The 24,342-nt window shown below is 65.2% G+C and carries 19 protein-coding genes and 2 pseudogenes; 8 read left to right on the forward strand and 13 right to left on the reverse strand.

Annotated features, from left to right (window positions below; all coding sequences use genetic code 11):
- The first annotated feature begins 793 nt into the window (after positions 1 to 793).
- Positions 794 to 2,749, forward strand: a complete 1,956-nt coding sequence (locus tag PD284_RS21845) for a M23 family metallopeptidase (RefSeq protein WP_274630221.1) — start codon at positions 794 to 796, stop codon at positions 2,747 to 2,749.
- Positions 2,750 to 2,795: 46 nt separating this feature from the next.
- Here the strand turns inward: PD284_RS21845 and PD284_RS21850 are convergent, their stop codons facing one another.
- The 3 genes from PD284_RS21850 to PD284_RS21860 all read right to left on the reverse strand — a co-directional run bounded on the left by PD284_RS21850 (position 2,796) and on the right by PD284_RS21860 (position 5,465).
- Complete coding sequence (locus PD284_RS21850; RefSeq protein WP_274630222.1) at positions 2,796 to 4,259, reverse strand: L,D-transpeptidase family protein; 1,464 nt, start codon at positions 4,257 to 4,259, stop codon at positions 2,796 to 2,798.
- A gap of 171 nt (positions 4,260 to 4,430) precedes the next feature.
- Entirely contained in the window at positions 4,431 to 4,796 is a 366-nt protein-coding gene (locus PD284_RS21855) for an MmcQ/YjbR family DNA-binding protein (protein ID WP_274630223.1), read from the reverse strand.
- Between the two features lie 174 nt (positions 4,797 to 4,970).
- The gene (locus PD284_RS21860; RefSeq protein WP_274630224.1) at positions 4,971 to 5,465 is read right to left on the reverse strand and encodes a hypothetical protein; all 495 of its coding nucleotides are present in this window, start codon (positions 5,463 to 5,465) and stop codon (positions 4,971 to 4,973) included.
- Between the two features lie 352 nt (positions 5,466 to 5,817).
- Here PD284_RS21860 and PD284_RS26955 point away from each other — a divergent pair.
- Positions 5,818 to 6,069, forward strand: a pseudogene (locus PD284_RS26955) (nuclear transport factor 2 family protein); the annotation flags it as partial.
- A gap of 2 nt (positions 6,070 to 6,071) precedes the next feature.
- Positions 6,072 to 6,212, forward strand: a complete 141-nt coding sequence (locus tag PD284_RS21865) for a nuclear transport factor 2 family protein (protein WP_274630225.1) — start codon at positions 6,072 to 6,074, stop codon at positions 6,210 to 6,212.
- Positions 6,213 to 6,290: 78 nt separating this feature from the next.
- Here the strand turns inward: PD284_RS21865 and clpB are convergent, their stop codons facing one another.
- From clpB to prfA, 4 genes and pseudogenes are all read right to left on the reverse strand, one after another.
- Complete coding sequence (gene clpB / locus PD284_RS21870) at positions 6,291 to 8,906, reverse strand: ATP-dependent chaperone ClpB (protein ID WP_274630226.1); 2,616 nt, start codon at positions 8,904 to 8,906, stop codon at positions 6,291 to 6,293.
- Positions 8,907 to 9,474: 568 nt separating this feature from the next.
- Positions 9,475 to 9,819, reverse strand: a pseudogene (locus tag PD284_RS21875) (DUF4167 domain-containing protein); the annotation flags it as partial.
- A 288-nt stretch (positions 9,820 to 10,107) separates the two neighbouring features.
- Positions 10,108 to 10,962, reverse strand: coding sequence for a peptide chain release factor N(5)-glutamine methyltransferase (gene prmC, locus PD284_RS21880; RefSeq protein WP_274630227.1), 855 nt, complete (start codon positions 10,960 to 10,962; stop codon positions 10,108 to 10,110).
- A gap of 56 nt (positions 10,963 to 11,018) precedes the next feature.
- Positions 11,019 to 12,095: a peptide chain release factor 1 gene (gene prfA / locus PD284_RS21885; RefSeq protein ID WP_274630228.1), complete on the reverse strand. Its 1,077-nt coding sequence runs from the start codon at positions 12,093 to 12,095 to the stop codon at positions 11,019 to 11,021.
- Positions 12,096 to 12,320: 225 nt separating this feature from the next.
- On the opposite strand from prfA, the gene PD284_RS21890 reads away from it, so the two are divergent.
- The 3 genes from PD284_RS21890 to PD284_RS21900 are packed head-to-tail and all read left to right on the forward strand — an operon-like array spanning position 12,321 to position 14,020.
- On the forward strand, positions 12,321 to 12,689 hold the full coding sequence (locus PD284_RS21890) for an ArsR/SmtB family transcription factor (RefSeq protein ID WP_274630229.1): 369 nt from the start codon (positions 12,321 to 12,323) through the stop codon (positions 12,687 to 12,689).
- A complete protein-coding gene (locus tag PD284_RS21895) occupies positions 12,686 to 13,219 on the forward strand; it encodes an SRPBCC family protein (protein WP_274630230.1) in 534 nt (177 codons plus the stop codon). The genes PD284_RS21890 and PD284_RS21895 overlap by 4 nt, the downstream gene beginning before the upstream one ends.
- A gap of 39 nt (positions 13,220 to 13,258) precedes the next feature.
- Entirely contained in the window at positions 13,259 to 14,020 is a 762-nt protein-coding gene (locus PD284_RS21900) for an SDR family NAD(P)-dependent oxidoreductase (RefSeq protein WP_274630231.1), read from the forward strand.
- A gap of 97 nt (positions 14,021 to 14,117) precedes the next feature.
- Here the strand turns inward: PD284_RS21900 and ptsP are convergent, their stop codons facing one another.
- The 3 genes from ptsP to PD284_RS21915 all read right to left on the reverse strand — a co-directional run bounded on the left by ptsP (position 14,118) and on the right by PD284_RS21915 (position 18,982).
- Positions 14,118 to 16,388 carry a phosphoenolpyruvate--protein phosphotransferase gene (gene ptsP / locus PD284_RS21905; protein WP_274630232.1) on the reverse strand — a complete coding sequence of 757 codons (2,271 nt, stop codon included), beginning with the start codon at positions 16,386 to 16,388 and terminating at the stop codon, positions 14,118 to 14,120.
- Positions 16,389 to 16,467: 79 nt separating this feature from the next.
- Positions 16,468 to 17,721 carry an aspartate kinase gene (locus PD284_RS21910; RefSeq protein WP_274630233.1) on the reverse strand — a complete coding sequence of 418 codons (1,254 nt, stop codon included), beginning with the start codon at positions 17,719 to 17,721 and terminating at the stop codon, positions 16,468 to 16,470.
- Positions 17,722 to 17,890: 169 nt separating this feature from the next.
- The gene (locus PD284_RS21915) at positions 17,891 to 18,982 is read right to left on the reverse strand and encodes a citrate synthase (protein WP_274630234.1); all 1,092 of its coding nucleotides are present in this window, start codon (positions 18,980 to 18,982) and stop codon (positions 17,891 to 17,893) included.
- Positions 18,983 to 19,056: 74 nt separating this feature from the next.
- Between PD284_RS21915 and PD284_RS21920 the strand changes: the two genes are divergently transcribed.
- Together PD284_RS21920 and PD284_RS21925 are read left to right on the forward strand one after the other, a co-directional pair.
- Positions 19,057 to 20,274: a citrate synthase family protein gene (locus PD284_RS21920; RefSeq protein ID WP_274630235.1), complete on the forward strand. Its 1,218-nt coding sequence runs from the start codon at positions 19,057 to 19,059 to the stop codon at positions 20,272 to 20,274.
- Positions 20,275 to 20,384: 110 nt separating this feature from the next.
- Positions 20,385 to 21,074 (forward strand): gamma-glutamylcyclotransferase, encoded by a 690-nt coding sequence (locus tag PD284_RS21925; RefSeq protein ID WP_274630236.1) that lies wholly within the window; start codon positions 20,385 to 20,387, stop codon positions 21,072 to 21,074.
- Positions 21,075 to 21,118: 44 nt separating this feature from the next.
- Here the strand turns inward: PD284_RS21925 and PD284_RS21930 are convergent, their stop codons facing one another.
- From PD284_RS21930 to PD284_RS21940, 3 genes are all read right to left on the reverse strand, one after another.
- The gene (locus tag PD284_RS21930) at positions 21,119 to 22,528 is read right to left on the reverse strand and encodes an adenylate/guanylate cyclase domain-containing protein (RefSeq protein WP_274630237.1); all 1,410 of its coding nucleotides are present in this window, start codon (positions 22,526 to 22,528) and stop codon (positions 21,119 to 21,121) included.
- Between the two features lie 125 nt (positions 22,529 to 22,653).
- Positions 22,654 to 23,415 carry an ABC transporter permease gene (locus tag PD284_RS21935; RefSeq protein WP_274630238.1) on the reverse strand — a complete coding sequence of 254 codons (762 nt, stop codon included), beginning with the start codon at positions 23,413 to 23,415 and terminating at the stop codon, positions 22,654 to 22,656.
- On the reverse strand, positions 23,412 to 24,338 hold the full coding sequence (locus tag PD284_RS21940) for an ABC transporter ATP-binding protein (protein ID WP_274630239.1): 927 nt from the start codon (positions 24,336 to 24,338) through the stop codon (positions 23,412 to 23,414). Before PD284_RS21940 ends, PD284_RS21935 begins: the two co-directional genes overlap by 4 nt.
- Positions 24,339 to 24,342 lie beyond the last annotated feature (4 nt).

Consider the following 24,342-nt stretch of genomic DNA (forward strand, 5'->3'; position numbering starts at 1 on the left):
CTCTCAAAAAACGTGTCCGCCAAAGTCTCGTTCGGACCCATCACTGCGAGGATTTGCATCCCCGCTCCGGGTCCAGCAGAACTCTGCCGCCCACGTTTCTCTTTCTTCAATATTCAATTGTCAAAGAACAGACACCGCTTCGCGCAATGTCGCAGCCCGTTTCGCGTCTTCGCTCCAGGGCCTGTTGAGGTCGCTCACGCGGCTCTCGAGATTTCGTCCAACTCAGCGATACTCAGAAGCGAACTTCTTTCTCGCCAGCAGCGTCGCCGCCGTCGTTGGTGAGGCGTATATAGGCCACGCCCCTTCCAAGTGTCAACAGACATTTCCCGCTTTTTTGAAGTTTTTGCGACAAGCCTCGCAACTCCAGGCAGACCCTGCGTCAACCGACGCAGCCCCAAATTTCAACGCCTCGCGCGCGCGCTCGTGCCTAATGTTGGCGGCAACTCAGGCGGATCTCAAGCACTGCGTCATCCCTCTCCCGCAAACGTCGAATGCCCACCACGAAGCCAATCAACCTGAACCGTGCGACCTGTGCTGAACTCCATATCCGAGGGCAGTCGACACCGGATCACGATGCTCAGCCTAACGGCTGGAGGCGGCTCACGAGCCCTATTGCCGCCTTATTGCCGTCGCATGCCGTTTGTGAGCCATGGGGATCGCCGGTTCGCCGGCGGTGGGTTCTTTTGAGGAGAGGTCGGCAGCCGTCCGTCGGATTCGTTGACTTCACGCGCCATGACAGGCAATTGTCGCGGCAATAAACAAAGTGCGGACCGGGGATGAAGTCGCCCGTTTAATGGACGATACCGAGGGAACCATAGCCGAACTGGGTCACGAGCCGCCGCTGATCGCGGACGGACGCTCGCGTCCGCCGGATCGCCGCGAGATTTCCGCGCGCTGGCTCTCCGGGACTTTCCTCACGGGCGTCACATCCAGCATATTGATGGGCGTCGCGCTGTTCGCGGCGCTGGACGGCCGCGAGCAGCTCGCCACGCCACCGGAGATCGCCGACATCGCCGCCGTCGGCCTCGCCAATGAAGGCGCGATCGCCAAGGCCGCACGCATCGCTCCGCCGCGCCAGATCGCCAAGGCGAGGGACCGGCGCAGGTTCGAAGTCTCGACAGTCAGCCGGGTCGGCGATCGCGACGTGATCCGCATGACGCCCTTCATCAATGTGAGCATGGCGCTCGCCGCCGGCCACACCACCAGCAAGAGCTATCCTCCCTTCGATCCTCTCGACGTCTTCTCCGAAGACGGCGTCGAGGCCGCCAACCCGCCCTCGTTGACGGGCCAGATCTACGGCGAGAAGGTGGAGAGCGAAGTCAGCCTGAAGAGCGTCGCCTTTCCCATCGCGACGGCCTCCTTCGACCAATCCAACATCCTGTCTACCGCCGACGTGGAGAAGGTGGTGCGCTCGACCAGCGCGGAGCTGAGCGACGGCGCCGTCCAGGTAGCGTCGCTACACTACGTCGACCCCGAACGTTTCGGCGATTCGCTGGCAGCGCAGGCGTTGACGGCGTCGCTCGGGGTGCGAATCGTCGAAGAAAATGTCTCCGTTGCTCCCCGCGAACTGGTTGACGACGACGCGATGTCCTACGCCGAGGACATCATTCCTTTCATGACCGAGCGCGACGTCGCCGAGGCCTTCGCCGAATCGGGCTACGATGGCGACGATGCCGTGCGCATGTCGCAAGCCATCGCCAAGCTGATGCATGCCGACAGGCTGAAAGCCGGGACCGTGTTGCGCGTCGGCCTCGAAGTGCGCGGCGACCGGGCCGAGATCAGGCGCGCCAGCGTCTACGACCGCGCCCGCCATCTGGTCACCATCGCCGTTGACGACAAGAGCCAGCTGGTGCCGGCGGCCGAACCTGAGCCCAGCCCGGATGTCGCCGCCGCCTTCGACGATCGACTGCCGGTGACCGTCCGCGGAAACCTGCCCAGCGTCTATGACGGCATCTACCGCGCCGCCTATTCCTACGGCGTGTCGAAGGACATGACGCGCCGCCTTGTCCGGCTGCTGGCTTCCGACGTGGATTTCCAGTCGCGCCTCAACCCGGCCGACCGCATCGAGGTCCTGTTCTCGCAGCCCGACGAAGACGATCGCGTGACCGAGGATTCCGAACTGCTCTACGTCTCGGCGACCCTCGGCGGCAACACGCGCACGCTCTACCGGTTCCAGATGGAAGACGGCGCCATCGACTATTTCGACAAGGATGGCCGCAGCGCCAAGCAGTTCCTGCTGCGCAACCCGGTTCCGAACGGACAGTTCAGCTCCGGGTTCGGCGCCCGACGCCATCCGATCCTCGGCTATTCGCGCATGCACACCGGCACCGACTGGCGGGCGCGCTCCGGGACGCCGATCATCGCGTCGGGCAACGGCGTCGTCGAGAAGGCCGGCTGGGCCAGCGGCTACGGCAAGCAGATCATGATCCGCCACGCCAACGGCTATCAGACCTCATACAATCACCAGAGCGCCTTTGCCAAGGGCATCAAGCCGGGCGTGCGCGTGCGGCAGGGCCAGGTGATCGGCTATGTCGGCTCGACCGGGCTGTCCACTGGCGCCCATCTCCACTACGAGCTCATCGTCAACGGCAACAAGGTCGATCCGATGCGGGTGCGCCTGCCGACCGGCAAAGTGCTCAAGGCGGTTGAACTCGAGGCGTTCCAGCTCGAACGCAATCGCATCGACGCGCTGCTCAAGGAGCAGGAGCGCAACGCGCTCACCATCGCCAGCGTCAAGGTTTCCGGCTGAGCGCGGCCGCGCTTGGGGACGCTCGTCGCCGGGGCCGTCGCGGAGACTAGTCCAAGAACTCGACCATCACGCCCGGCTTGACCAGCTTGGCGAGTTCGTGCGCGTCCCAGTTGGTGAGGCGCACGCAGCCGTGGCTCTCCGTCTTGCCGATCTTGGAAGGTTCCGGCGTGCCGTGGATGCCATAGGTCGGCTTGTCCAAGGCGATCCAGATCGAGCCGACCGGGCCGTTCGGCCCCGGCGGGATGGTGAGGACCTTGTCGTTGTTGCCCTGCTTGAAATTGATCTTCGGATTGTAGGTGTAGTTGGGATTGAAGGCGATGCGGCTCACCGCATGATTGCCGGTCGGCGACGGGTTGTCGGCCGACCCGATGGTCGCAGGATAGACCGCCACCATGCGGCCGTCCTCGCCATAGGCGCGCACCTGCTTCCTGGCCTTGTCGGCGACGATGCGCGCCACCGGCGTCGACACCAGCCGGCCGAAATTCGCCACCTTGACGATGGTACCGGGTCTGTTGAAGTTTGCGTCGGGGTTCAATCTCTTCAGATAGGCCTCGTCCATGTGGAAGCGCTCGGCCAGCATCTCGGTGACCGACGTGAAGCTCATCCGCTCGAGCCTGGCTTTCTCGCTGTAGTCCTCCGGCACCGATGCGACGTAGGGCCCGGCAGCGTCTTCCGCGGTGATGACATAGTCGGCGAAAGCATCGCCGCCGCTCTCTGCGAGTCGCCGCTTGATGCCTTCGACGTCGGTCGACTTCAGGTTGTCGCCCGACAACTCCCGGTAGGCAGCCAGCGCCTTGTCGACGTTCGAGCCGAACCGCCCGTCGATCACGCCCGGCGACGCGCCCATGCGGTCAAGCAGGATCTGAAGTTCGGCTACCTCCTTGCGGGCGCTGAAGGACGGCGTCGGCTCGATGCCTGCCGCCGGCGGGACGAACGCGTCTTCGGCCGGCGGGGTCGCCCCCGTGGAGAGCCCGCCTTCGGGCTCGACCGCCGCGGTCTCGGTGCCGTCGTCACGCATCGCCGGCGCCTCGCCGAGCGGCCTGCGCTCGACCGGCTGTCGCGTCACGACGGTCGGCTCCTCGCCTGCCCCGTCGCGCGGCGGCTCAGGAAATTCCTCGTAGGCTTCGCCCGGGTACTCCGGATAAACCTCGTCATAGCCGCCGCGTCGTTCGCGCAGCAACCGCGGCCGCTCCAGCACGACCCCGTCCTCGTAGCCGTCGTCCTGGAAGATCTGGCGCTCGCGCTGCATGCGGCGCCATTCGCCGCGGGTGAGACGCCGCGGCTCGACGGCGATCACCTGGCCGGTCTGCGGATCGACCAGCACCTCACGCCCATAGCGGTCGTAGTAGACCTCGACCTCGCGCATCTGTGCCATCTGGATGCCGGCAGGGGCCTTCGCCACATAGATGCGATCGGCTTGCATGTCGGGCACCGCCGCCACCGCCGCGCCGCTCAGCGAAGCAACCGCGAGCATTGCGACAGCGGGCAACATCAGGCGCTTGGCCAGCATTATCCATTTCTCCAGTCTGCGCTGCCGACGCCGACAGCCGCCGTCCATGACGGCATCCCACACGCGGGAAATGCCGATTCGAAGTTATTCGTTCCATTATGAACGGGGCGTGAAGATGGCCGAAAGCCTTGCCCGGGCGAAAGTCCGTCGCGTCGCACCGCAGGGTTGCGCTCACATCGCCGTGAGGCCGAGCGCGGTCCTTGCCTTGGCGGTGAGCTTGGCCGCCACCAGCCGGTGGCTTTCACGCAAATAGTCCCTCAGCGCCGCGCCGTCCATCGTTTCCGACGTTCGGCGCTGGATCCACTTCATGCCGCGCGAGGCCAGATAGGGCGCTGGCCGCAAACCGGGCTGATCCTTCAGAATGTCGTAAGCCGCGTCGGAAACCTTGAAGGTCACCGCGACCTCGCGGCCTTCATCCCAGCCGGCTATGGCAAAAACCTTGTCGCCGACCTTCCAGACATGTGCTCCTCCCCACTGCACGACATGCGAGGTTGCCGGGAGCGCGGCGCAGAAGCGGTTGTAGTCGTCGAGTGTCACTGGCTTCTTCGGGAGCGGTTTTGCTTTTCTTGGGCTTGGCTCGACGCGAAGGTGACCTTCGAAAAGGGGTTGGACCTTTCCGAAGGGCCGTCGCCAGATCAAGCCCTTATTTATCTTTTGGCACGGGGAGACGGCCAAGCATTCCGGTTCCCGGCGCGCCGCCCGCCAAATCGGCTATTGGGCTTCCTGGCACGCGCGCAGAGACTTGAACGCCGCGTCCGTTCCCTTGAGGCTCAGCACGATCGGCTCGCGGCCCTTGGGCGTGATGGTCAACGTGTTCTTCTTCGCCAGATCGTAGATGAAGTCGATATTGTTGACCGGGACAAAGGCTCCCCGGAAACCTTCCATGCGCTGACCGGTCGCATTTCCCGAAAACTGCTGGCCGTCGACGTCGAAGATCACGGAAAGCTTCTCGCCGGAAGCGACTGCTGCATCCTCCTTCGTGTACAGGGCGATGTAGCCGCGCAGATCGGCGGTCGCGTCGATGCCCATCACGACCTGGGCTTCGGGGGAGAGTTTGCGGGCGATCAGGCAACCAGGCCCCATGTCAGTATTGATGAATATGTCCCACCCGGCTTCAGAGCCGAATTTCTTGGTCTCGGCGCTCGCGCCGAACGTAACCGATGTCGCGACTGCCAAAACCGTCCCGAACCAAGCGAACGTCTTCATGTTTCTCTCCTCTCTTCTTGTCTATTCACCTTTCGAAATACGAGAGCCCGACGCGGTGCGAAGCACAGCGTCATCTGGAATTACTATGAGGATCCACGGAGATATCGACCGCCATCATGGCCGCAGCTGATCGTCATACGCGCTTCTAATCCTCGCATAGACCGCCCAGCCTTGATACTGTGCATATCATGTCTGGCGCTCGTGCTCCAGAACATCCCGGACTTACTTCGAAGACACTCGGGAAGATTTATCCGGCGACGGTCGTCATCCGCCACTGCATGTCACCATCAGGCGCGACCTCACCGATTTCCGTTCTGAAACGCCATTGCCTTTGCCTGTGAGGGAGAGACCCATGGACAAGCAGACCGTGAGGAACCTGTTCGCGCATCTCGAGCAAGGCGACGGGGCTGGTTTCTTCGAGCACGTCGCCGACGACGTCGACTGGACGGTGCAGGGCACGCACCCGCTTGCCGGCCGCTACCGTTCGAAACAGGATTTTCTGGCGGGCACCTTCGCGAAGCTGGCAAAGGTGTTGCCGCAGGGTGCACAACTGTCGACCGAAAACGTCCTCATGGATGGCGACTGGGCGATCGTCGACTCCGTTCGATGGCGACGGCGCGGAACGGCATGCGGTTCGACAACCGCTATTGCTGGCTGTGCCGCTTCGCGGATGAGCGAATCGTCGAAGTTCGCGCCTATCTGGATAGCTGGCTGGTCGGCGAACTGTTCCGGCAGAACCCGGTCTGACGGGGGCGCCGCATCTCATCGGCTTGTGAAGAACCTCTCCCCCGGTTGCGGGGGAGAGGAGATAGTGATCGCGACGCGTTACGCGGCTTCGGCTTCCCCGTCCTTCTCGACCGCAGCCTGCTTCGCACGGAAGTTCAGGCGGTCGGAACCGGCGGTGATCTTCACCGTCGCGCCATCCTTGACGTCGCCGAGCAGGATCTTTTCGGCGAGCGGATCCTGCAGTTCCTTCTGCAGCACGCGCTTCAGCGGGCGCGCGCCATAGGCGGGGTCGTAGCCCTTGGCGGCAAGCCACTCGATGGCGTCGTCGTCGAGCGCCAGGGTGATCTTGCGATCGACGAGCAGCTTCTCCAGCCGCCCGAGCTGGATGGTGACGATCTTGTCCATGTCCTGCCGGCGCAGCCGGTGGAACAGGATGATCTCGTCGATCCGGTTCAGGAACTCCGGCCGGAACGAAGCCCGCACCACGCCCATCACCTCGTCGCGCACGTCGTCGACGTCCTGGCCCTCGCCGAGATTCACGAGATACTCGGAACCCAGGTTCGAGGTCATGATGATCAGCGTGTTGCGGAAGTCGACGGTGCGGCCCTGGCCGTCGGTCAGGCGACCATCGTCCAGCACCTGCAGGAGCACGTTGAAGACATCCGGATGCGCCTTCTCGACCTCGTCGAACAGCACGACCTGGTAGGGCCGGCGGCGGACCGCCTCGGTGAGCGCGCCGCCCTCCTCGTAGCCGACATAGCCGGGAGGCGCGCCGATGAGGCGGGCGACCGAGTGCTTCTCCATGAACTCAGACATGTCGATGCGCACCATGGCGTGCTCGTCGTCGAACAGGAACTGGGCAAGCGCCTTGGTGAGTTCGGTCTTGCCGACGCCCGTGGGCCCGAGGAACATGAACGAGCCGAGCGGTCGATTGGGATCCTGGAGCCCGGCTCGCGCCCTTCGCACGGCCTTGGAAACCGCCTGCACGGCCTCGCCCTGGCCGACGACGCGCTTGCCGATCTCGTCTTCCATGCGCAACAGCTTCTCGCGTTGGCCCTCCAGCATCTTGTCGACCGGAATGCCTGTCCAGCGAGAGACCACATGGGCGATGTTGTCCGGCGTCACCGTCTCCTGCACCATGCCGCCCTTGCCGTCCTCGGCCTCGGCCTCCTTCAGCTTCTTCTCGAGTTCCGGGATCTTGCCGTAGGCAAGCTCGCCGGCGCGCTGGAACTCGCCCTTGCGCTGCGCGATGGCGAGCTGGTTGCGCGCCTCGTCGAGCTCCTTCTTGAGGTCCGCGGCCAGGCCGAGCTTGGCCTTCTCGGCCGCCCAGGCAGCCGACATCGCGGTCGATTCCTCCTCGAGCGAGGCAAGCTCCTTCTCCAGCCGGACCAGGCGATCCTTCGAAGCCTCGTCCTGCTCAAGCTTGAGCGCCTCACGCTCGATCTTCAGCTGCAGGATGCGACGGTCGATCTCGTCCAGCGCCTCAGGCTTGGAATCGACCTGCATGCGCAGCCGCGACGCCGCCTCGTCGACGAGGTCGATCGCCTTGTCGGGCAGGAAGCGGTCGGTAATGTATCGGTTGGAGAGCGTGGCGGCCGCAACGAGCGAAGAGTCCGAGATGCGCACCTTGTGATGCTGCTCGTACTTCTCCTTGATGCCGCGCAGGATCGAGATGGTGTCCTCCACCGTCGGCTCCTCGACGAAGACCGGCTGGAAGCGCCGTGCGAGCGCGGCGTCCTTCTCGACATGCTTGCGGTACTCGTCGAGCGTGGTGGCCCCGACGCAGTGCAGTTCGCCGCGCGCGAGCGCCGGTTTCAGCAGGTTGGACGCATCCATGGCGCCGTCGGCCTTGCCCGCGCCGACCAGCGTGTGCATCTCGTCGATGAACAGGATGATGCCGCCGGCGGCCGCGGTGACCTCGGACAGGACGGCCTTCAGCCGCTCCTCGAACTCGCCGCGATACTTCGCGCCGGCGATCAGCGCGCCCATGTCGAGCGCCATCAGCGTCTTGTCCTTGAGGCTCTCCGGCACGTCGCCATTGACGATGCGGAGCGCAAGGCCTTCGACGATGGCCGTCTTGCCGACGCCCGGCTCGCCGATCAGCACCGGATTGTTCTTGGTGCGGCGCGACAGCACCTGGATAGTGCGGCGGATCTCGTCGTCGCGGCCGATGACCGGATCGAGCTTGCCGCTGCGCGCCTCCGCCGTGAGGTCTCGAGCATATTTCTTCAGCGCGTCGTAGTTCTGCTCGGCGCCCGCCGAATCTGCGGTGCGTCCCTTGCGGATGTCATTGATGACCTGGTTCAACGCCTGCGGAGTGACGCCGGCCTTGGACATGATTTCCGACGACTTGGCGGATTTTTCCATCGCCAGCGCCTGCAGCAGGCGCTCGACCGTCACGAAACTGTCGCCCGCCTTCTTGGCGAGGTCCTCTGCCGTGGAAAAGACCTTTGCCAAAGGCTGGGCGAGGTAGAGCTGGCCGTTGCCGCCCTCGACGCGCGGCAATGCGCTGAGCGCAGATTCGACGCCCAGCCTCACGGCCTTCGAATCTCCGCCGGCGCGGTCGATGAGCGAAGCGGCAAACCCCTCCTCGTCATCGACGAGGACCTTCAGGATGTGCTCGGGGGTGAACTGTTGGTGGTTGCGCGAGAGCGCCATTGTCTGCGCAGACTGGATAAAGCCGCGCACGCGCTCGGAATACTTCTCGAGGTTCATATCTGTCTCCGTTCTGCAGACTGCCCGCTTTGCGGCACAGCCTAGCCAAGGGTGACGGGCCTGCTCATTGAGCCAGGTCCATTTCACGGCAGATATGGGATAGCGGGTCGCACCTCTCAAGACGCCGGAGGGCAGTGCCGGAAAAGAAAACGGCGGGACCGCAGGCCCCGCCGTCAATACTCTGTCAAGCGACCGAAAAAGGTCAGTTCTCGACGGTTTCCATCGCAGGCCCGTCGGACGCCGCTACCGGCGACGCCTCGGCCTCGCCCTGCTCGCCGGCGGCTTCGGCGCCCTCGCCACCCGCAGGACGGGCACGGCTGCGGCGCGGCCGGCGCGGACGCCGCGGCGCGGCTTCGCCTTCTGCCTCACTGGCCTGATGGGCGTCCTTGCCGTTCACGACCGGCTGCTCCTGCTCGCCGTCGTTGTTGCCGGCAACCTCGGCATTGAGAGCGACCTCGGCCGGGGTTCCTTCGATGACCGGCTGCGGACCCGATCCATCATCAACCACCTGCGGCTGTGGCGATTGCTGCTGCGGCTGCTGCCCGAGATTGCCGTTCTGCTGAACCGAGAACTCCTCGCCATCCTCATCGATCTCGTCGTCGAGATCATTGCGCTGCTGCTGGACGTTCTGGATCGGCATCTGCGCCTGGGCGGCCGCGATGATGCGGTTGTAGTGCTCGGCGTGCTGCAGGTAGTTCTCCGCCATCACGCGATCGCCGGAGCTTTGCGCGTCACGGGCGAGGGTCGTGTATTTTTCGGCGATCTGCTGCGCAGAGCCGCGAATCTTCACGTCCGGCCCGTTGCTCTCATAGGTACGGGTCAGGGGGTTCGGGCCGCGGCGGTTGTTGTTATTGTTGTTATTATTGTTGTTGTTGCGCCCGCGCATGCGCCTGTTCTGCTGTTGTGGCCTCATTCTTTTCTCTTCATTTGAAAGATTGCCGACAAACGGTCCCAGCGCCGTTTGAACCATTCCGGCGGTTTTGCCCGCCTCACTCGCGCTCGCGCGACGTGTCACCCAGTTCGGTTTCTATCTGTGCCCGGACACCCCGCACAAAGCACGAGCGTCAAATCGCCGAACCGCTATCTCTGTTCCAAGGGAACCGAATCGCCAGGGTTCATGCCTGCTTCGTTTCATCCGGTTGGCCGGACCCTAGCGACATTCATCCCTATTGCCAAGCGGTTTATTCACCGTTTCTGGCCCTCAAGCCTTGGAAAACACTAGCACACGCTGGTGTCCGCCAAGATCGACGCCGACCTCGTTCAACGCGTAGCCGGCGCGGAGAAACAGCCTTTCGATATCCAGTCTCTGGTCAAAGCCGATCTCAACCGCAACGCACCCGCCGTGCTCCAGATGACTTGCCGCCTGTGACGCGATTGTGCGGTAGGCATCCAGCCCATCCTCGCCGCCGTCCAGCGCACGCTCCGGATCGAAGCCCCGAACCTCACGCGACAGCGCATTCACCGCTTGGGTGCGTATATAGGGCGGGTTCGAGACGATTGCATGAAATTTTTCTGTAATCGCCGAAAACCAGTCGGAAGACCGCGCCTCGAAGCGGTCGGAAAGCCCCAGCGCCTCCGCATTTGCCTGCGCCGTCGCCAGCGCGTCGGACGAAACGTCGACGCCCACGGCGCTCGCCTCAGACACGGCGCTCAGCAGCGCAAGCGCGATCGCGCCGGTGCCCGTGCCGAGATCGAGTATGCGGGGGCGTTCGCCTGCTTTCACCTGCTCGCGCAGATACGGTAAGACCTTGTCGACCAGCGTTTCCGTGTCCGGGCGAGGCTCGAGCGTGCCGGCCGACAATTTCAGCTTGAGCCCGTAGAACTCCCTGTATCCAAGGATCCGATACGTTGGTTCGCCCGAAATGCGACGATCGAGCGCAGTCTCGACGGCGTCGACGGTGGCCTGATCCAGCGTGCGATCGGGGGAGAGAATCGCATCCGTGCGATTCGTGCCCGAAAAATGCTCGACCAGGATGCGGGCATCGAGATCCGGTGTCTCGACGCCGGCCCCGCGCAGGCGGGCGCGCGCACGGCGCAGGGTTTCGGCAAGTGTCATCGCGGGCTGCTGCGAGCAAACGGCATGCGGGACGGCGTGCGACGCGTCATCTCGCTCTAGCCATCGGCCACGTCCGCCAGGAGCTTCGACTGGTGGTCCGAGATCAGCGCATCGACGATTTCGTCGAGTTCACCCTCCATCACCCGGTCGAGCTTGTAGAGCGTCAGGTTGATCCGGTGGTCTGTCACCCTGCCCTGCGGGAAGTTGTAGGTCCGGATGCGCTCCGAACGATCGCCAGACCCCACCTGCAGCTTGCGCGACTCCGACCGCTCGTCGGCCATCCGGCTGCGCTCCATGTCGTAGAGGCGCGCGCGAAGAATCTGCATGGCGCGGGCACGGTTCTGGTGCTGCGACTTCTCCGCCTGCACCACGATGATGCCGGTCGGGATGTGAGTGATGCGAACCGCCGAGTCGGTGGTGTTGACGTGCTGGCCGCCAGCGCCTGACGCCCGCATGGTGTCGATGCGGATGTCCTCGTTCCGGATCTCGATGTCGACGTCTGCGGCTTCCGGCAGCACGGCCACGGTGGCGGCGGAGGTATGGATGCGGCCCTGCGCTTCGGTTTCCGGCACACGCTGCACACGATGCACGCCTGACTCGAACTTCAGCTTGGCGAAGACGCCCTTGCCGGAGACGGTCGCGATGATTTCCTTGAAGCCGCCGACCTCGCCCTCGCTGGTGGACGCCACCTCGACGCGCCAGCCCTGGCTTGCGGCGTAGCGCTCGTACATGCGGAAAAGGTCGCCGGCGAACAGCGACGCCTCGTCGCCGCCGGTGCCGGCGCGAATCTCGAGAATGGCGTTCTTTTCGTCGGCGGCGTCCTTCGGCAGCAGCAGGATCTGGATGTCGTGCTGCAAGGCCTCGATCCGCTCCTCGACGCCGGGGAGATCGGCTTCCGCCAATTCGCGCATTTCGTCGTCGGTCGCCTTGTCGTCCAGCATGGCGCCCAGGTCCGCGGCCTCGGCCTCGGCCGCACGCAGATCACGCACCTTGCCGACGATCTCCTGCAGGTCGGCATACTCGGACGCCATCTTCACATATGCGTCGGGCTCGGGACCGGCGGCCATCTGCGCTTCGAGCATGTCGAAACGCTTGACGACTTGATCCATTCGGTCGCGTGGGAGGTTTATCATGCTTGGCGCTCTCTATACCGGAGGGGAAATAACGGAGATCGCGTGAAAGCTCAACGCGAGGATCTTTCTCGGACGTCGCGATTTCGAGCGCCGTGACGATCTGACCGTCAGCCAGGAACGTCATGGGCGATCGGCGGCCGCGCCCGGCGCTCCAGGCTCACCAGCTTCGTCAATCATTCAACCAATTGGTTGACTCTCGTTTAGCACTCCCTTATATTCAACCACATGGTTGAATTACAAACACCTCAGCTGAACGCCGTCTTCCACGCCCTCGGCGACGCCACGCGGCGACGGATGCTGCGCGAGCTTGCCGGCGGCGAGCGCACGGTCGGCGCGCTTGCGGAACCATTTGCCATCTCGCTGGCGGCGGCATCCAAGCACATCAAGGTGCTAGAGAGCGCCGGACTGATCCGGCGCGAGGTACGTGGCCGCATGCATCTGTGCCGTCTCGAGCCCGGACCGCTCGCCAGCGCCCACGAATGGCTGGGCTTCTACGAGCGCTTCTGGAGCGGCCGCCTGGATGTGCTGGAAAGCCTTCTCCGCAAGGAAGACGAACGCCAACGCACCACCCCCAAGAAAGGAGACGACCGATGACCGAACTCTCCACCATCGACGCCTATGCCGTTCAGACCGAGCCCGCCACATTGAGGATCGAGCGCCTTCTGCCCGGCCCCATCGAGCGCGTGTGGGCATATCTCACCGACAGCGATCTGCGCCGGCAATGGCTGGCGTCCGGTCAGATGGACGCCAAGGTCGGCGCGCCTTTCGAGCTCGTCTGGCGGAACGACGAATTGACCGATCCGTCGGGCCAGCGGCCGGCCGGGTTCGCCGAAGAACACCGGATGGAAAGCCGCATTACGGTGTTCGATCCGTTCCGGAAGGTCGCCTTCACCTGGGGAGCCAGCGGTGAGGTTTCCTTCGAGCTCGAACCGACGGGCAAACAGGTGCTGCTCACCATCATCCATCGCCGCATCTCCGATCGCGCCAACATGCTGATGATCGGCGCCGGCTGGCATATGCATCTCGACATCCTCGTCGCCCGCGCGACAGGCAAGGAGCCCGAGCCGTTCTGGGACGGATGGAGCCGCCTGCGCGACGAATACGACCGGCGGATACCGGCCTGACGCAGCCTACCGCATCTAAGCGACATGGAGGGGAGAGCGATGCTCCTGGACGGAAAGACAGCGATCGTCTTCGGCGGCGGCGGGGCCATCGGCGGCGCAGTCGCCAAGGCCTTCGCCCGCGAAGGCGCAAGCGTGTTCCTCAGCGGACGCCATGCGGCATCCGTGGAGGCGGTCGCCGCCGACATCAGGGCGTCGGGCGGGAAGGCGCAGACGGCAGTCGTCGACGCACTCGACGAAACAGCCGTCGAGCGGCATACCGCGGAGGTCGCCGAACGATGGGGCGGCATCGACGTCATGCTCAACGCCATGGGCTTCCAGCCGGTGCAGGGCGTGCCGTTGATGGATCTCTCGCCGCGGGATTTTTCCTTCCCCATAGCGACGTGGACCAGCTCCCAGTTCCTCACCGCGCGAGCCGCGGGCCGCCACATGGTGAAAAAGGACTCAGGCGTGATCCTGACCCTCTCCGCCTCGCCGGCGCGGCTGGCGCTGGCGGGCACCGGCGGCTTCGGCGTCGCCTGCGCGGCGGTCGAAGGCCTGTCGCGCACGCTTGCCGCTGAGTTCGGCCCGCAGGGCGTGCGCGTCGTGTGCATTCGGCCGCAGCGCATCGGCGAGACAATGTCGGAAGCCGATTTCCCGGTGCCGCGCGACGAGTTCATCGGCGTCCTCGAAGGCATGACGCTGACAAAGAGGCTGCCGACGCTGGCCGACGTCGCCAACACGGCGGCGTTCCTCGCCTCGAACCAGGCCGCGGCAATGTCCGGCGCGGTGGCCAATCTCACATGCGGGATGAGCGTAGACTAGTCGGGCGTGTCAAAGTTTCAGGCGGCAGCGAGGCGCTTTGACGGTTTGCTGCCCCTGCCGACGCTCGCGTGTTCTCTTCGCTCGGAGCTGCGCCTTGTCAGATCGGGATGTTGTGGTCGGCTGCGAAGGTGTGCAGCAGCGCCCGCATCGGCAGCTGGGCGCTCGGGCCTTCCAGGTTGTCGTCGAAGAAGGTCTTCAGCTCCGAGATCGGCGTCTCGAGAAGCATTGCCTTGACCGGGCCGATCGACGCCGGCGACATCGAGATGGAACGGAAACCGACGCCGATCAGGGCGAGAGCCGAAATCGGCTTGCCGGCAAGCTCGCCGCACAGGGTGACCGGCGTTCCCGTCCGTGCGCCGGCCGCCGCGATCTGCTTCAGGACGCGCAGGAACGGCACCGACAGCGGGTCGAAGCGGTCGGAGAGCTGGGTGTTGCCGCGGTCCGTCGCCATGACGAACTGGAACAGGTCGTTGGAGCCGACGGAGACGAAGTCGACCGCCGCCATCAGTTCGTCGAGCTGCCACAGCAGCGACGGCACCTCCAGCATGGCGCCGACCTTCAAAATGTTCGGCAGGTCGTGGCCGAAGCGCGACAGATGGCGGACCTCGCGGTCGATCAATTCGCGGGCCTGCGCGATCTCGCCGAGTTCGGTGACCATCGGCAGCATCAGCCTGAGCTCGCGCCCGCCGGCGGCGCGCAACAGGGCGCGGACCTGGGTCCTGAGCAGGCCGGGACGGTCGAGGGTCAGCCGGATGGCGCGCCAGCCCAGCGCCGGATTCTCCTCGTGCGCCACAGTCTTGAAATAGGGCAGGACCTTGTCGCCGCCGATGTCGATGGTGCGGAACGTGACCGGCTTGCCGCGCGCGGCGTCGAGGACGTCGCGGTAGAGCCGCTCCTGCTGCTCGGCGCGCGGAAACGCGGCGGCGACCATGAACTGCAGTTCTGTGCGAAACAGGCCAATGCCCGCCGCCCCTGAGTCGGCAAGCTGCGGCAGATCCACCGCAAGCCCGGCGTTCATCAGCAGATCGACCTTGACGCCGTCCCTGGAAACCGACGGTTTTGAACGCAGCTCGCGGTAGACCTCCTGCCGGCGGGCGCGGAACCGCACCTTCTCCGAATAGGCCGCCTCAAGGTCGGGCTGGGGCCTCAGGTGGATGACGCCCTCTTCGCCGTCGACGATGATGGCGTCGCCGTTCTCCGCCATGGAGACGGCGCCCTTCATCTGGCCGGCGACGGGAATCCCCATGGCGCGCGCCACGATGACGACGTGGCTGGTCACCGCACCGTCCTCGAGCACTAGGCCGCGCAGCTTGTCGCGCGGATAGTCGAGCAGTTCGGCCGCGCCCATCGAGCGGGCGACGATGATGGCGTCCTTCGGCAGCGAGGCGGCCACATCCTCGGGGCCACGGCCCAGGAGCTGGCGCAGGAGCCGGTTCGCGAGATCGTCGAAGTCGCTCATGCGCTCGCGAAGATACGGGTCGGTCATGTGCAGCATGCGCGCGCGCATGTCGCTCTGCACCTTCTCGACCGCCGCCTCCGCGGTGAGGCCGTTGCGCACAGCCTCTTCCAGCCGTCGCACCCAGCCGCGGTCGTTGGCGAACATGCGATACGCCTCAAGGACGGCGCGATGCTCGCCCTCGAAGGCGACGTCGCGGCGCGACAGCATGTCGTCGATGGACAGGCGCAGCGAGCCCAGAGCCGTGTCGAGGCGCTCGACCTCCTGGTCGCTGTCCTCGTTGAACAGGTTGGTGACGACGATGCGCGGCTCGTGCAGGACGACGTGACCGAGGCCGATGCCTTCGTTGAAGGAAAGGCCGTCAATTGTGACGGGACGCGTCAGGTCGAGTTCGAGGCCCGGCCGCGTCAACCGCACGAGGTCGCCGGTGGCGATCATCTCGGCGATGACCATGGCCGTCGTCTCGAGGGCTTCAATCTCGTCCTCGCGATAGACGCGCTTGGTTCGGTTCTGGACGACGAGGACGCCGAGCGTGCGCCCCGCGCGCAGCACCGGCACGCCGAGGAAGGAGTTGTAGATCTCCTCGCCCGTCTCCGGCAGGTAGGTGAAGGCCGGGTGCTGCTGAGCGTCGGAGAGGTTCAGCGGCCGCGCGCTGGCGGCGATGGTGCCGACGAGGCCCTGCCCCAGCCGGAGCTGCGCCAAGTGGACGGCACCGGGGTTCAGACCCTCGGTGGCATAGAGTTCGAGGACGGAGTCGGCGCGCAGGATATAGAGCGAGCAGACCTCGGCGACCATGTTGGACGCGATCTCACGCACGATGCGATCGAGCCGCGCCTGCGGCTCGAGCGGCTCCGCCATGAGCTCGCGGAGCCTTTTCAGCAATACGCGTGGGCCGGCGGCCATATCACGCATTCAAGTCGTCTCTCCAACGGCTATGGCCGGAGAGCGCGCGGCCCACCGGCGAATCCGGGAAAATCAATACCAATCCGACTTAGTGCTTATCCAGACCATACACGGAATGCAAAGTCCGAACCGCAAGTTCCGTGTATGGACCGTCGATCAGTATCGAGATTTTGATCTCGGACGTGGTGATTGCACGGATATTGATCGATTTTTCGGCAAGGGCGCGGAAGGCCGTGGCGGCGACGCCGGCGTGGCTGCGCATCCCGATGCCGATGACCGACACCTTCGACATGCCTTCCTCGTGCTGGACGACGTCGAAGCCGACCGTGTCCTTCACGCGTTCCAGAACGGCCAGCGCCTTGGCGGTGTCGCCCGAAGGCACGGTAAACGTCATATCGGTCGACTTGCCGTCCTCGGAGATGTTCTGGACGATCATGTCAACATTGATGTTGGCCTCGGCCAGCGGCAGGAAGATGCCGGCGGCCACGCCCGGGCGGTCGGCGACGCGACGAAGCGAGATCTGCGCCTCGTCCTTGGCATAGGCGATACCGGTGACGACTTGCTGTTCCACGATTTCATCCTCGTCGCAAATAAGCGTTCCAGGCGGATTCAAGAGATCGCCCATGCCGGGCGCGTCCGGCTCCGCGAAGGAGGAGCGGACGAAGGTGCGCACCTTGTGCACCATGGCGAGCTCGACGGAGCGCACCTGAAGCACCTTGGCGCCGAGCGAGGCCATCTCGAGCATTTCCTCGAAAGTGATCTTGTCAAGGCGGCGCGCCTTGGGCTCGATGCGCGGGTCGGTGGTGTAGACGCCGTCGACGTCGGTGTAGATGTCGCAGCGGTCGGCCTTCACCGCGGCGGCGATCGCGACCGCGCTGGTGTCCGAGCCGCCGCGACCGAGCGTCGCGATGCGGTTGTCGGGCGCGATGCCCTGGAAGCCGGCGACCACGGCCACCTGACCCTCGCCGAAGCGCTTGATCAGGAAAGAGCCGTCGATGTCGGTGATGCGCGCGGCGCCATGGGCGCCGTCGGTCTTGATCGGGATCTGCCAACCCTGCCAGGAGCGGGCGTTGACGCCCATGTTCTGCAGCGTGATCGCCAGAAGGCCGGCGGTCACCTGCTCGCCGGAGGCGACCACGGCGTCATATTCGCGCGCGTCGTGCATCGGCGAGGCTTCGCGCGTCCAGGCGACCAGTTCGTTGGTCTTGCCCGCCATGGCCGAAACCACGACTGCGACTTCGTTGCCGGCGTCGACCTCACGTTTGACGTGGCGCGCCACATTACGGATGCGAGCGATGTCGGCGACCGAAGTCCCGCCGAATTTCATCACGATACGCGCCATGTGTCAGAACGCCCTGGAAAATCCGCCGAGGCGGTAAAACCAAACGAAAGCGCCTCGGTCGAGCCGAGGCGCGAAATGCGCGGCCTCCTTAGCCAAAACGACAAGCATCTGCAAGCTTTTGAGGCGAAGGCGCGACATCCGGCCCGCAGGTCTGCCGGACGGGGCGCGGCTAACCGGCCGGCATCGTCCCGACATAGGCCGCGGCAGGCCTGAGCAGACGGCCATTCTTCTGCTGTTCAAGCGCATGCGCGGTCCATCCGGCTGCGCGGGCGGCGGCGAAGATCGGCGTGAAGGCCTGGCGCGGGATGCCGAGAGCATCGAGCAGGATGGCGGTGTAGAACTCGACATTGGTATCCAGAGCCCGGTCTGGCTTGGCCCTGGCGAGCGCCTGGCGCGCATAGGCCTCCACCTCGGCCGCGAGGCCGAGCTCCGCCTCGCTCCTGCCGAGCAGACCGACCGCATGCTTCAGCACGTCCGCCCGGGGGTCGCGGACGCGGTAGACACGGTGGCCGAAGCCCATCAGCCGCTCGCCGCGGACAAGGGCGGCGTCGATCCATGGCGCGATGTTCTCGCGCCTGCCGATGGCATCGAGCATCTCCAGCACAGGCTCGGGCGCGCCGCCGTGCAGCGGCCCGGTAAGCGCACAGTAGCCTGCGGTGACCGCCATGAAGAGGCCGGCACCTGTCGAGGCGACGACGCGGGCGGCGAAGGTGGAGGCGTTCATGCTGTGGTCGGAGACGGTGACGAGATAGGTATCGAGCGCCTTGGCTTCTGCGTCCGAAGGCGCGACGCCCCGGATCATGCGCAGGGTATCGGCGGCGTGCGGGAGGTCCGCGGAGGGCGCAACCGGCTGTTCGCCCTGCCGGGCGCGGACGAGTGCCGCCGCAATGACCGGCATGGCCCCGACGATAGCGGCTTCGGGCGGAAGGTCCGGATCCGGCTGCAATGCCGCGACGGCAGCACGGAAAGCGGCGACGATCGGCATGCCTTCGGTGACGGCAAGCATGGCGGGCAGGCGGTCGAAGGCGCGCAGGCGCGCGGTCGCCAAGGCCGCGCCGACCGACGTGGCGTCGCGCTGCTGCGCGTCGGCAAGCGACCAAAGGCGTGCGGCGACCTCCTCGAAGCCGGCTTCCAGGGCCAGCCGCTCCACCGCCTCACCGGCGATGACCAGCACACCGCGCTCGCCGTCGATATGCGACAGGCGCGTCTCGGCCGCGGCGACGCCGTCGAGACCGATCAGGGACTTGGGGTGGTGTGTCATTGTCTTTCTCCATGTCTTTCCCCGCAAGATCATGGCTCTTTTCATATTGATCAATCTTGATTAGCTTGATCAATATGAAAAATCCCCGCGATCCGCTCTATCTCACTGCCCGCCAGGCGGCCGGCGAGCTGTCGGTCTCGCCTGCAACGCTCTACGCCTATGTCAGCCGCGGCCTGATCCGCTCGGAGCCTGCCGAGTCCTCGCGCGAGCGGCGCTATCGAGCAGAAGACGTGCGGGCGCTGAAGGGCCGACGCAGCATGCCGGCCGCACAGCGCAGCGACGTCGAGCAGCAGGCGATCGAAACCGCCGTCAGCACCATCGACGATGGCGGACAGATCTATCGCGGCGTGCGGGCCGTCCCCCTGGCAGCCGAGGCAAGCCTCGAACAGGCGGCGACGCTCCTGTGGGATGTCAGCGGCATCGATCCCTTCGAGCCTGGCAACCTGCCGGTGATGGACCAGGCCATGCGCGCGGTGATGGATGCCTGCGCGCAGGCGGATCCGCTGCCGCGCGCTATTGCCACGCTGGCATTGGCGACCAGCGCCGACGGCCAGGCCTTCAACCGCTCGGCGGAAGGCCGGGCGCGCATCGGCGCGCGCATTGTCAGGCTGGTCACGACGGCAATCCTCGGCACACCGGCGTCGGCCGATCCCGTCCATGTCCAGATCGCGCGGCAGTGGGCCGAAGGAGAGCGGCAGGCCGAAAGCCTGATCCGAAGGGCGCTGGTGCTGCTCGCCGACCATGAGTTCAATCCATCGACCTACACGTTGCGCTGCGCCGTCTCGACAGGGCTCTCGCTCTATGACGCGACCGTCGCAGGGCTCGTGGCGCTCAAGGGGCCGAAGCACGGCGGCGCCGCCCTGCTGGCGGCGCAGTTCGTCGGCGTCCTTGCGGTTGCGGAGGGTGACCTGGAGCAGGTCGTGCGCACGCATGTGACGCTCGGCGAGCAGATCCCGGGCTTTGGGCACAAGGTCTACCGCTCCAGCGACCCGCGCGCCGACGACCTGCTTGCCGCGCTGGTCCGCGCGGGCGCCGATCGGAGGCTTGCCGTCGAGGCGCCAGCCCTGATTTCGGACGCCACCGGGCTGTTCCCCAACATCGACTACGCCCTTGCCGTAATGGCGCGCACGCTCGGCCTCCCCCCGGGCGCGGAGATTGCCCTGTTTGCGATCGCACGCACCGCGGGCTGGATTGCCCATGGCGCGGAGCAACTGGCGAGCGGGAAGCTCATCCGGCCTGCGGCGCGCTATGTTGGGCTGCATGCGGGGCGGACCGGCCGCCATCCCGAATGAGGCCCGCCGGGCGGCACATCCCCGGCTTGCGCAACCGCACCTTCTCGGCGAGCATGACCAAACGGCAAGCGAACCCGGAGACGCCAGTGGTCGGAACAAGACGGAGAACGATGCGGCTCGGCGAGCATCATCTGGCGGCGGTCGCCAAGACCATCGCCGATCCCGGTCCGCACGTCTTCGTGGGCCGAACGCCCGCAACCGATGCGGACTACGAACGCGTGGTGGCCGAGATCCAGGCAGGCGCCCCGCCGGGTCCATTGTGGCTGTTCGCCTATGGGTCGCTGATCTGGAACCCCGAGTTCGAACACGACGAAGCCCGCATCGCGCGAGCGCGCGGCTGGCGACGCACCTTCTGCCTCGGCTGGGACTACCGGTTCCGCGGCAGCGTCGAGCGGCCCGGGCTGATGATGGCGCTTGATCGCGGCGGCCAGTGCACAGGAGTTGTCTACCGACTGCCGGAGGCCACGCGGAAGGCGAACCTCGACAGGCTGATCCGGCGCGAGATGAGTATGGTGCCCACCGCGTTTCCACCACGCTGGATCAAGGTGGAGACCGAAGACGGTCCGGTCCGCGCGCTGACATTCGTCATGGACCGCAACAGCGGCCGCTACCAGAACCTGGCTGACGACGCAGTCGCCGACGTGCTTGCGAAGGCCTGCGGGTTCCGCGGCTCGATGGCGCAATACCTTCACGCCACCGTGTTGAATCTCGAGGCCATGGGCATCCACGACCGCCATCTGTGGCGCATGCAGGAACTCGTCGCAGAGCGCATCGCGCGCGAACACAGCCTGCAGGATTAACGGCGCTCGGGGCATCGTTCAGCCGAGGGCGCGGGACGGACGCCTTATGGAATGGCGTAGACCTGGAACTCGCGCTCGATGCCGCGCAGCATCGCCGCGTGAACCTCGGGCTCCAGCGCCTTGCCGCGCAACAGCTCGGCCGTCCTGGCGTCGTCCACCACCGCCGCGGTGACGAAGATCGACTGCGAGTCAGCCAGGCCCTGCACGCGCGAGGCTATGTTGACGGTCTGGCCGAAATAGTCCTGCCGCTCGTTCATGGCCACCGCGATGCAGGGTCCCTCGTGGACGCCGATCTTCAGGAGCAGATCCTCGCTTCCGTTCTCCGCATTCAGCCGCCGCATCGCCTCGCGCATGCGCAACGCCGCGGCGACGGCGCGGTCCGGCGTCGGGAAGGTCGCCATCACCGCGTCGCCGATCGTCTTCACGACCGCGCCGGCCTCGGCTGCGACGATCTGGTTGAGCACGCGGAAATGCGCCTGCACGAGGTCGAACGCGACAAGGTCCCCTACCCGCTCGTAGAGCTCGGTCGAGCCGCGCAGGTCGGTGAAAAGGAAGGTCAGGCTGGTGATCTTGAGCCGCTGGTCGAGATCCAGCGTGTTGGTCCGGTAGAGATCGCGAAAGGTCTGGTTGGTGAGCAGGCGCTTGGCGGTCAGGAACGGCCGCCGGCTGCCCAGCATGTGGTGCAGCGCTTCGCCGGCGATGCAGATGCTGGGCAGCGCCCGACGGTCGGTCCGGTTCTCCAGCACCAGCCGGAGCGGGCCCGGCCGCATTTCGATGGTCTGGTTGTGCGTGTGCTCGCGGTCGAAGCTGAGCGACAGGGCCTGCCGCTCCCTGGTCGGCTCGCCCTTGACGTCCAGGAATTGCGCCGAATGCGTCACCGGCTCGAAGACGATGATGAACTCGGCCGGAAGCTGGAGGGACAGCACCGCCTTCTCGCCCGGCTCGAGCTCCACGTGATCGATGGTGAACTCATCGAAGAGCGCATCGTAGGACTCGTCGGGCACGTCGATGCCGGAACCCCAGTACATCTGTCGGTAGTATTCACCGAGCGGCAGCTCGTCCGGCATGTGGGCGGCGATCCTGCGCACGCGGTGACTGACGGTGAAAGTCACCTCCACCAGCTCGTCAAGCGTCGGCCTGTAGGTATCGGCGCAAAGCGCGCAGACGTATTCGTCCTTGCGGATCGTGCTCAGCGAGGCATTGGTGTCGAGCACGCCGCCGCAGCCGGGGCACAGCACGTTCCAGGAAATGTCGAACATGCCGATGCGCGCGGCATGCAGGAAGGCCGCGACCGACGCCTCCTCGTCAAGGCCGTTGCGCTCCGCAAAGGCGAGGACGTTGATACGCGAGAGTTGGTGGTCCTTGCCATGCTCGACGAGGTCCTTGATCGCGTCGACTACGGCCGGCTCGACAAACTGCCGCAGCAAAACCAACATGTCGCCGGCTTCGCTCATGGCTCTGCCTCGCTGATCTCACGGCCGGCATTCTACCCAATGCGGCGGGGATTTGGAAGCAATGGCTCTTGCCGCGGCCCATCACCGACGACCGCCCCGCCGGGCCTGGGACGATCCTCGGAAACTCACTGCTTCAGCTTGTAGCCGGTGCGGAAGATCCAGGAAACGACCGCGATGCAGACCGCCAGGAACGCGAAGGTCATGGCGAGGCTGACGCCGACGCCCACGTCGGCCGAGCCGAAGAAACTCCAGCGGAAACCGCTGACCAGGTAAACCACGGGATTGAAGTACGAGATCGTGTGCCAGAACGGCGGCAGCATGTCGATCGAGTAGAAGCTGCCGCCAAGGAAGGTCAACGGCGTGACGATGAGAAGCGGTATCAGTTGCAGCTTCTCGAAGCCGTCCGCCCAGATGCCGATGATGAAGCCGAACAGGCTGAAGGTCGTCGCCGTCAGGACGAGGAAAAGCAGCATGATGAAGGGATGTTCGATCCTGAGGGGCACGAACAGCGCGGCCGTGGCAAGAATGATGATCCCCAGCATCATCGACTTGGTCGCAGCCGCGCCGACATAAGCGATGACGATCTCCACATGGGAGACCGGCGCCGAGAGCAGCTCGTAGATGGTGCCGACGAATTTTGGGAAATAGATGCCGAAAGACGCGTTGGAGATGCTCTGGGTGAGCAGCGACAGCATGATCAGGCCCGGCACGATGAAGCTGCCGTAGCTGACGCCGTCGACCTCCTGGATGCGCGAGCCGATGGCGCCGCCGAAGACGACGAAATAGAGCGAGGTCGAGACGACCGGCGACACGATGCTCTGCAGCAGGGTGCGGAAGGCCCGCGCCATCTCGAAGGTATAGATCGCCTGAATCGCGCGCAGGTTCATTTGGGCTGCCTCACCAGGCTGACGAAGATCTCCTCAAGGGAGGTCTGCTCGGTCTTGAGATCGCGGATGCGTATGCCCGCTGCGGCGATGTCGCTGAGCAGCGCCGTCATGCCGGACCGCTCGGCCCGCGTGTCATAGGAGAAGACGAGCTCACGCCCTTCGTCGCGCAACTCCAGCTGGTACTTCGCCAGCTGCTCCGGAATAGCCGGCAAGGCCTCGTGCAGTTCGAGCGTCAGGTGCTTCCGGCCGAACTGGCGCATCAGGGCCGACTTCTCCTCCACCAGCATCAGCTCGCCACGGCTGATGACGCCGACGCGGTCGGCCATCTCCTCGGCCTCCTCGATGTAATGGGTGGTGAGGATGATGGTGACGCCGGTGTTGCGCAGCGTCCTCACGAGGTTCCACATGTCGCGCCTGAGCTCGACGTCGACGCCGGCGGTCGGCTCGTCCAGGAAAAGCAGCTGCGGCTCGTGGGACAGGGCCTTGGCGATCATCAGGCGGCGCTTCATGCCGCCCGACAGCGTCATGATCTTGTTGTCCTTCTTGTCCCACAGAGAGAGGTCGCGAAGGACTTTTTCGACGAATTGCGGATTCCTCGGCTTGTTGAAGAGCCCACGGCTGTAGGTGACGGTCGCCCAGACTGTCTCGAAGGCGTCGGTGGTGAGTTCCTGAGGCACCAGCCCGATCATCGAGCGCGCCTCGCGATAGTTGCTGATGATGTCGTAACCGTCCACGGTCACGCTGCCCGAGGTCGGATTGACGATGCCGCAGACGATGCTGATCAGCGTCGTCTTGCCGGCGCCGTTGGGCCCGAGCAACGCCAGGATCTCGCCCTTGCGCACGTCCAGACTGACGCGGCTCAGGGCGCTGAAACCGTTGGCATAGGTTTTCGAAAGGTCGCGGATGGACAGAATCGGCTGCATGAAA

This window comes from Mesorhizobium shangrilense, from assembly GCF_028826155.1.
Classification (GTDB): domain Bacteria; phylum Pseudomonadota; class Alphaproteobacteria; order Rhizobiales; family Rhizobiaceae; genus Arvimicrobium; species Arvimicrobium flavum.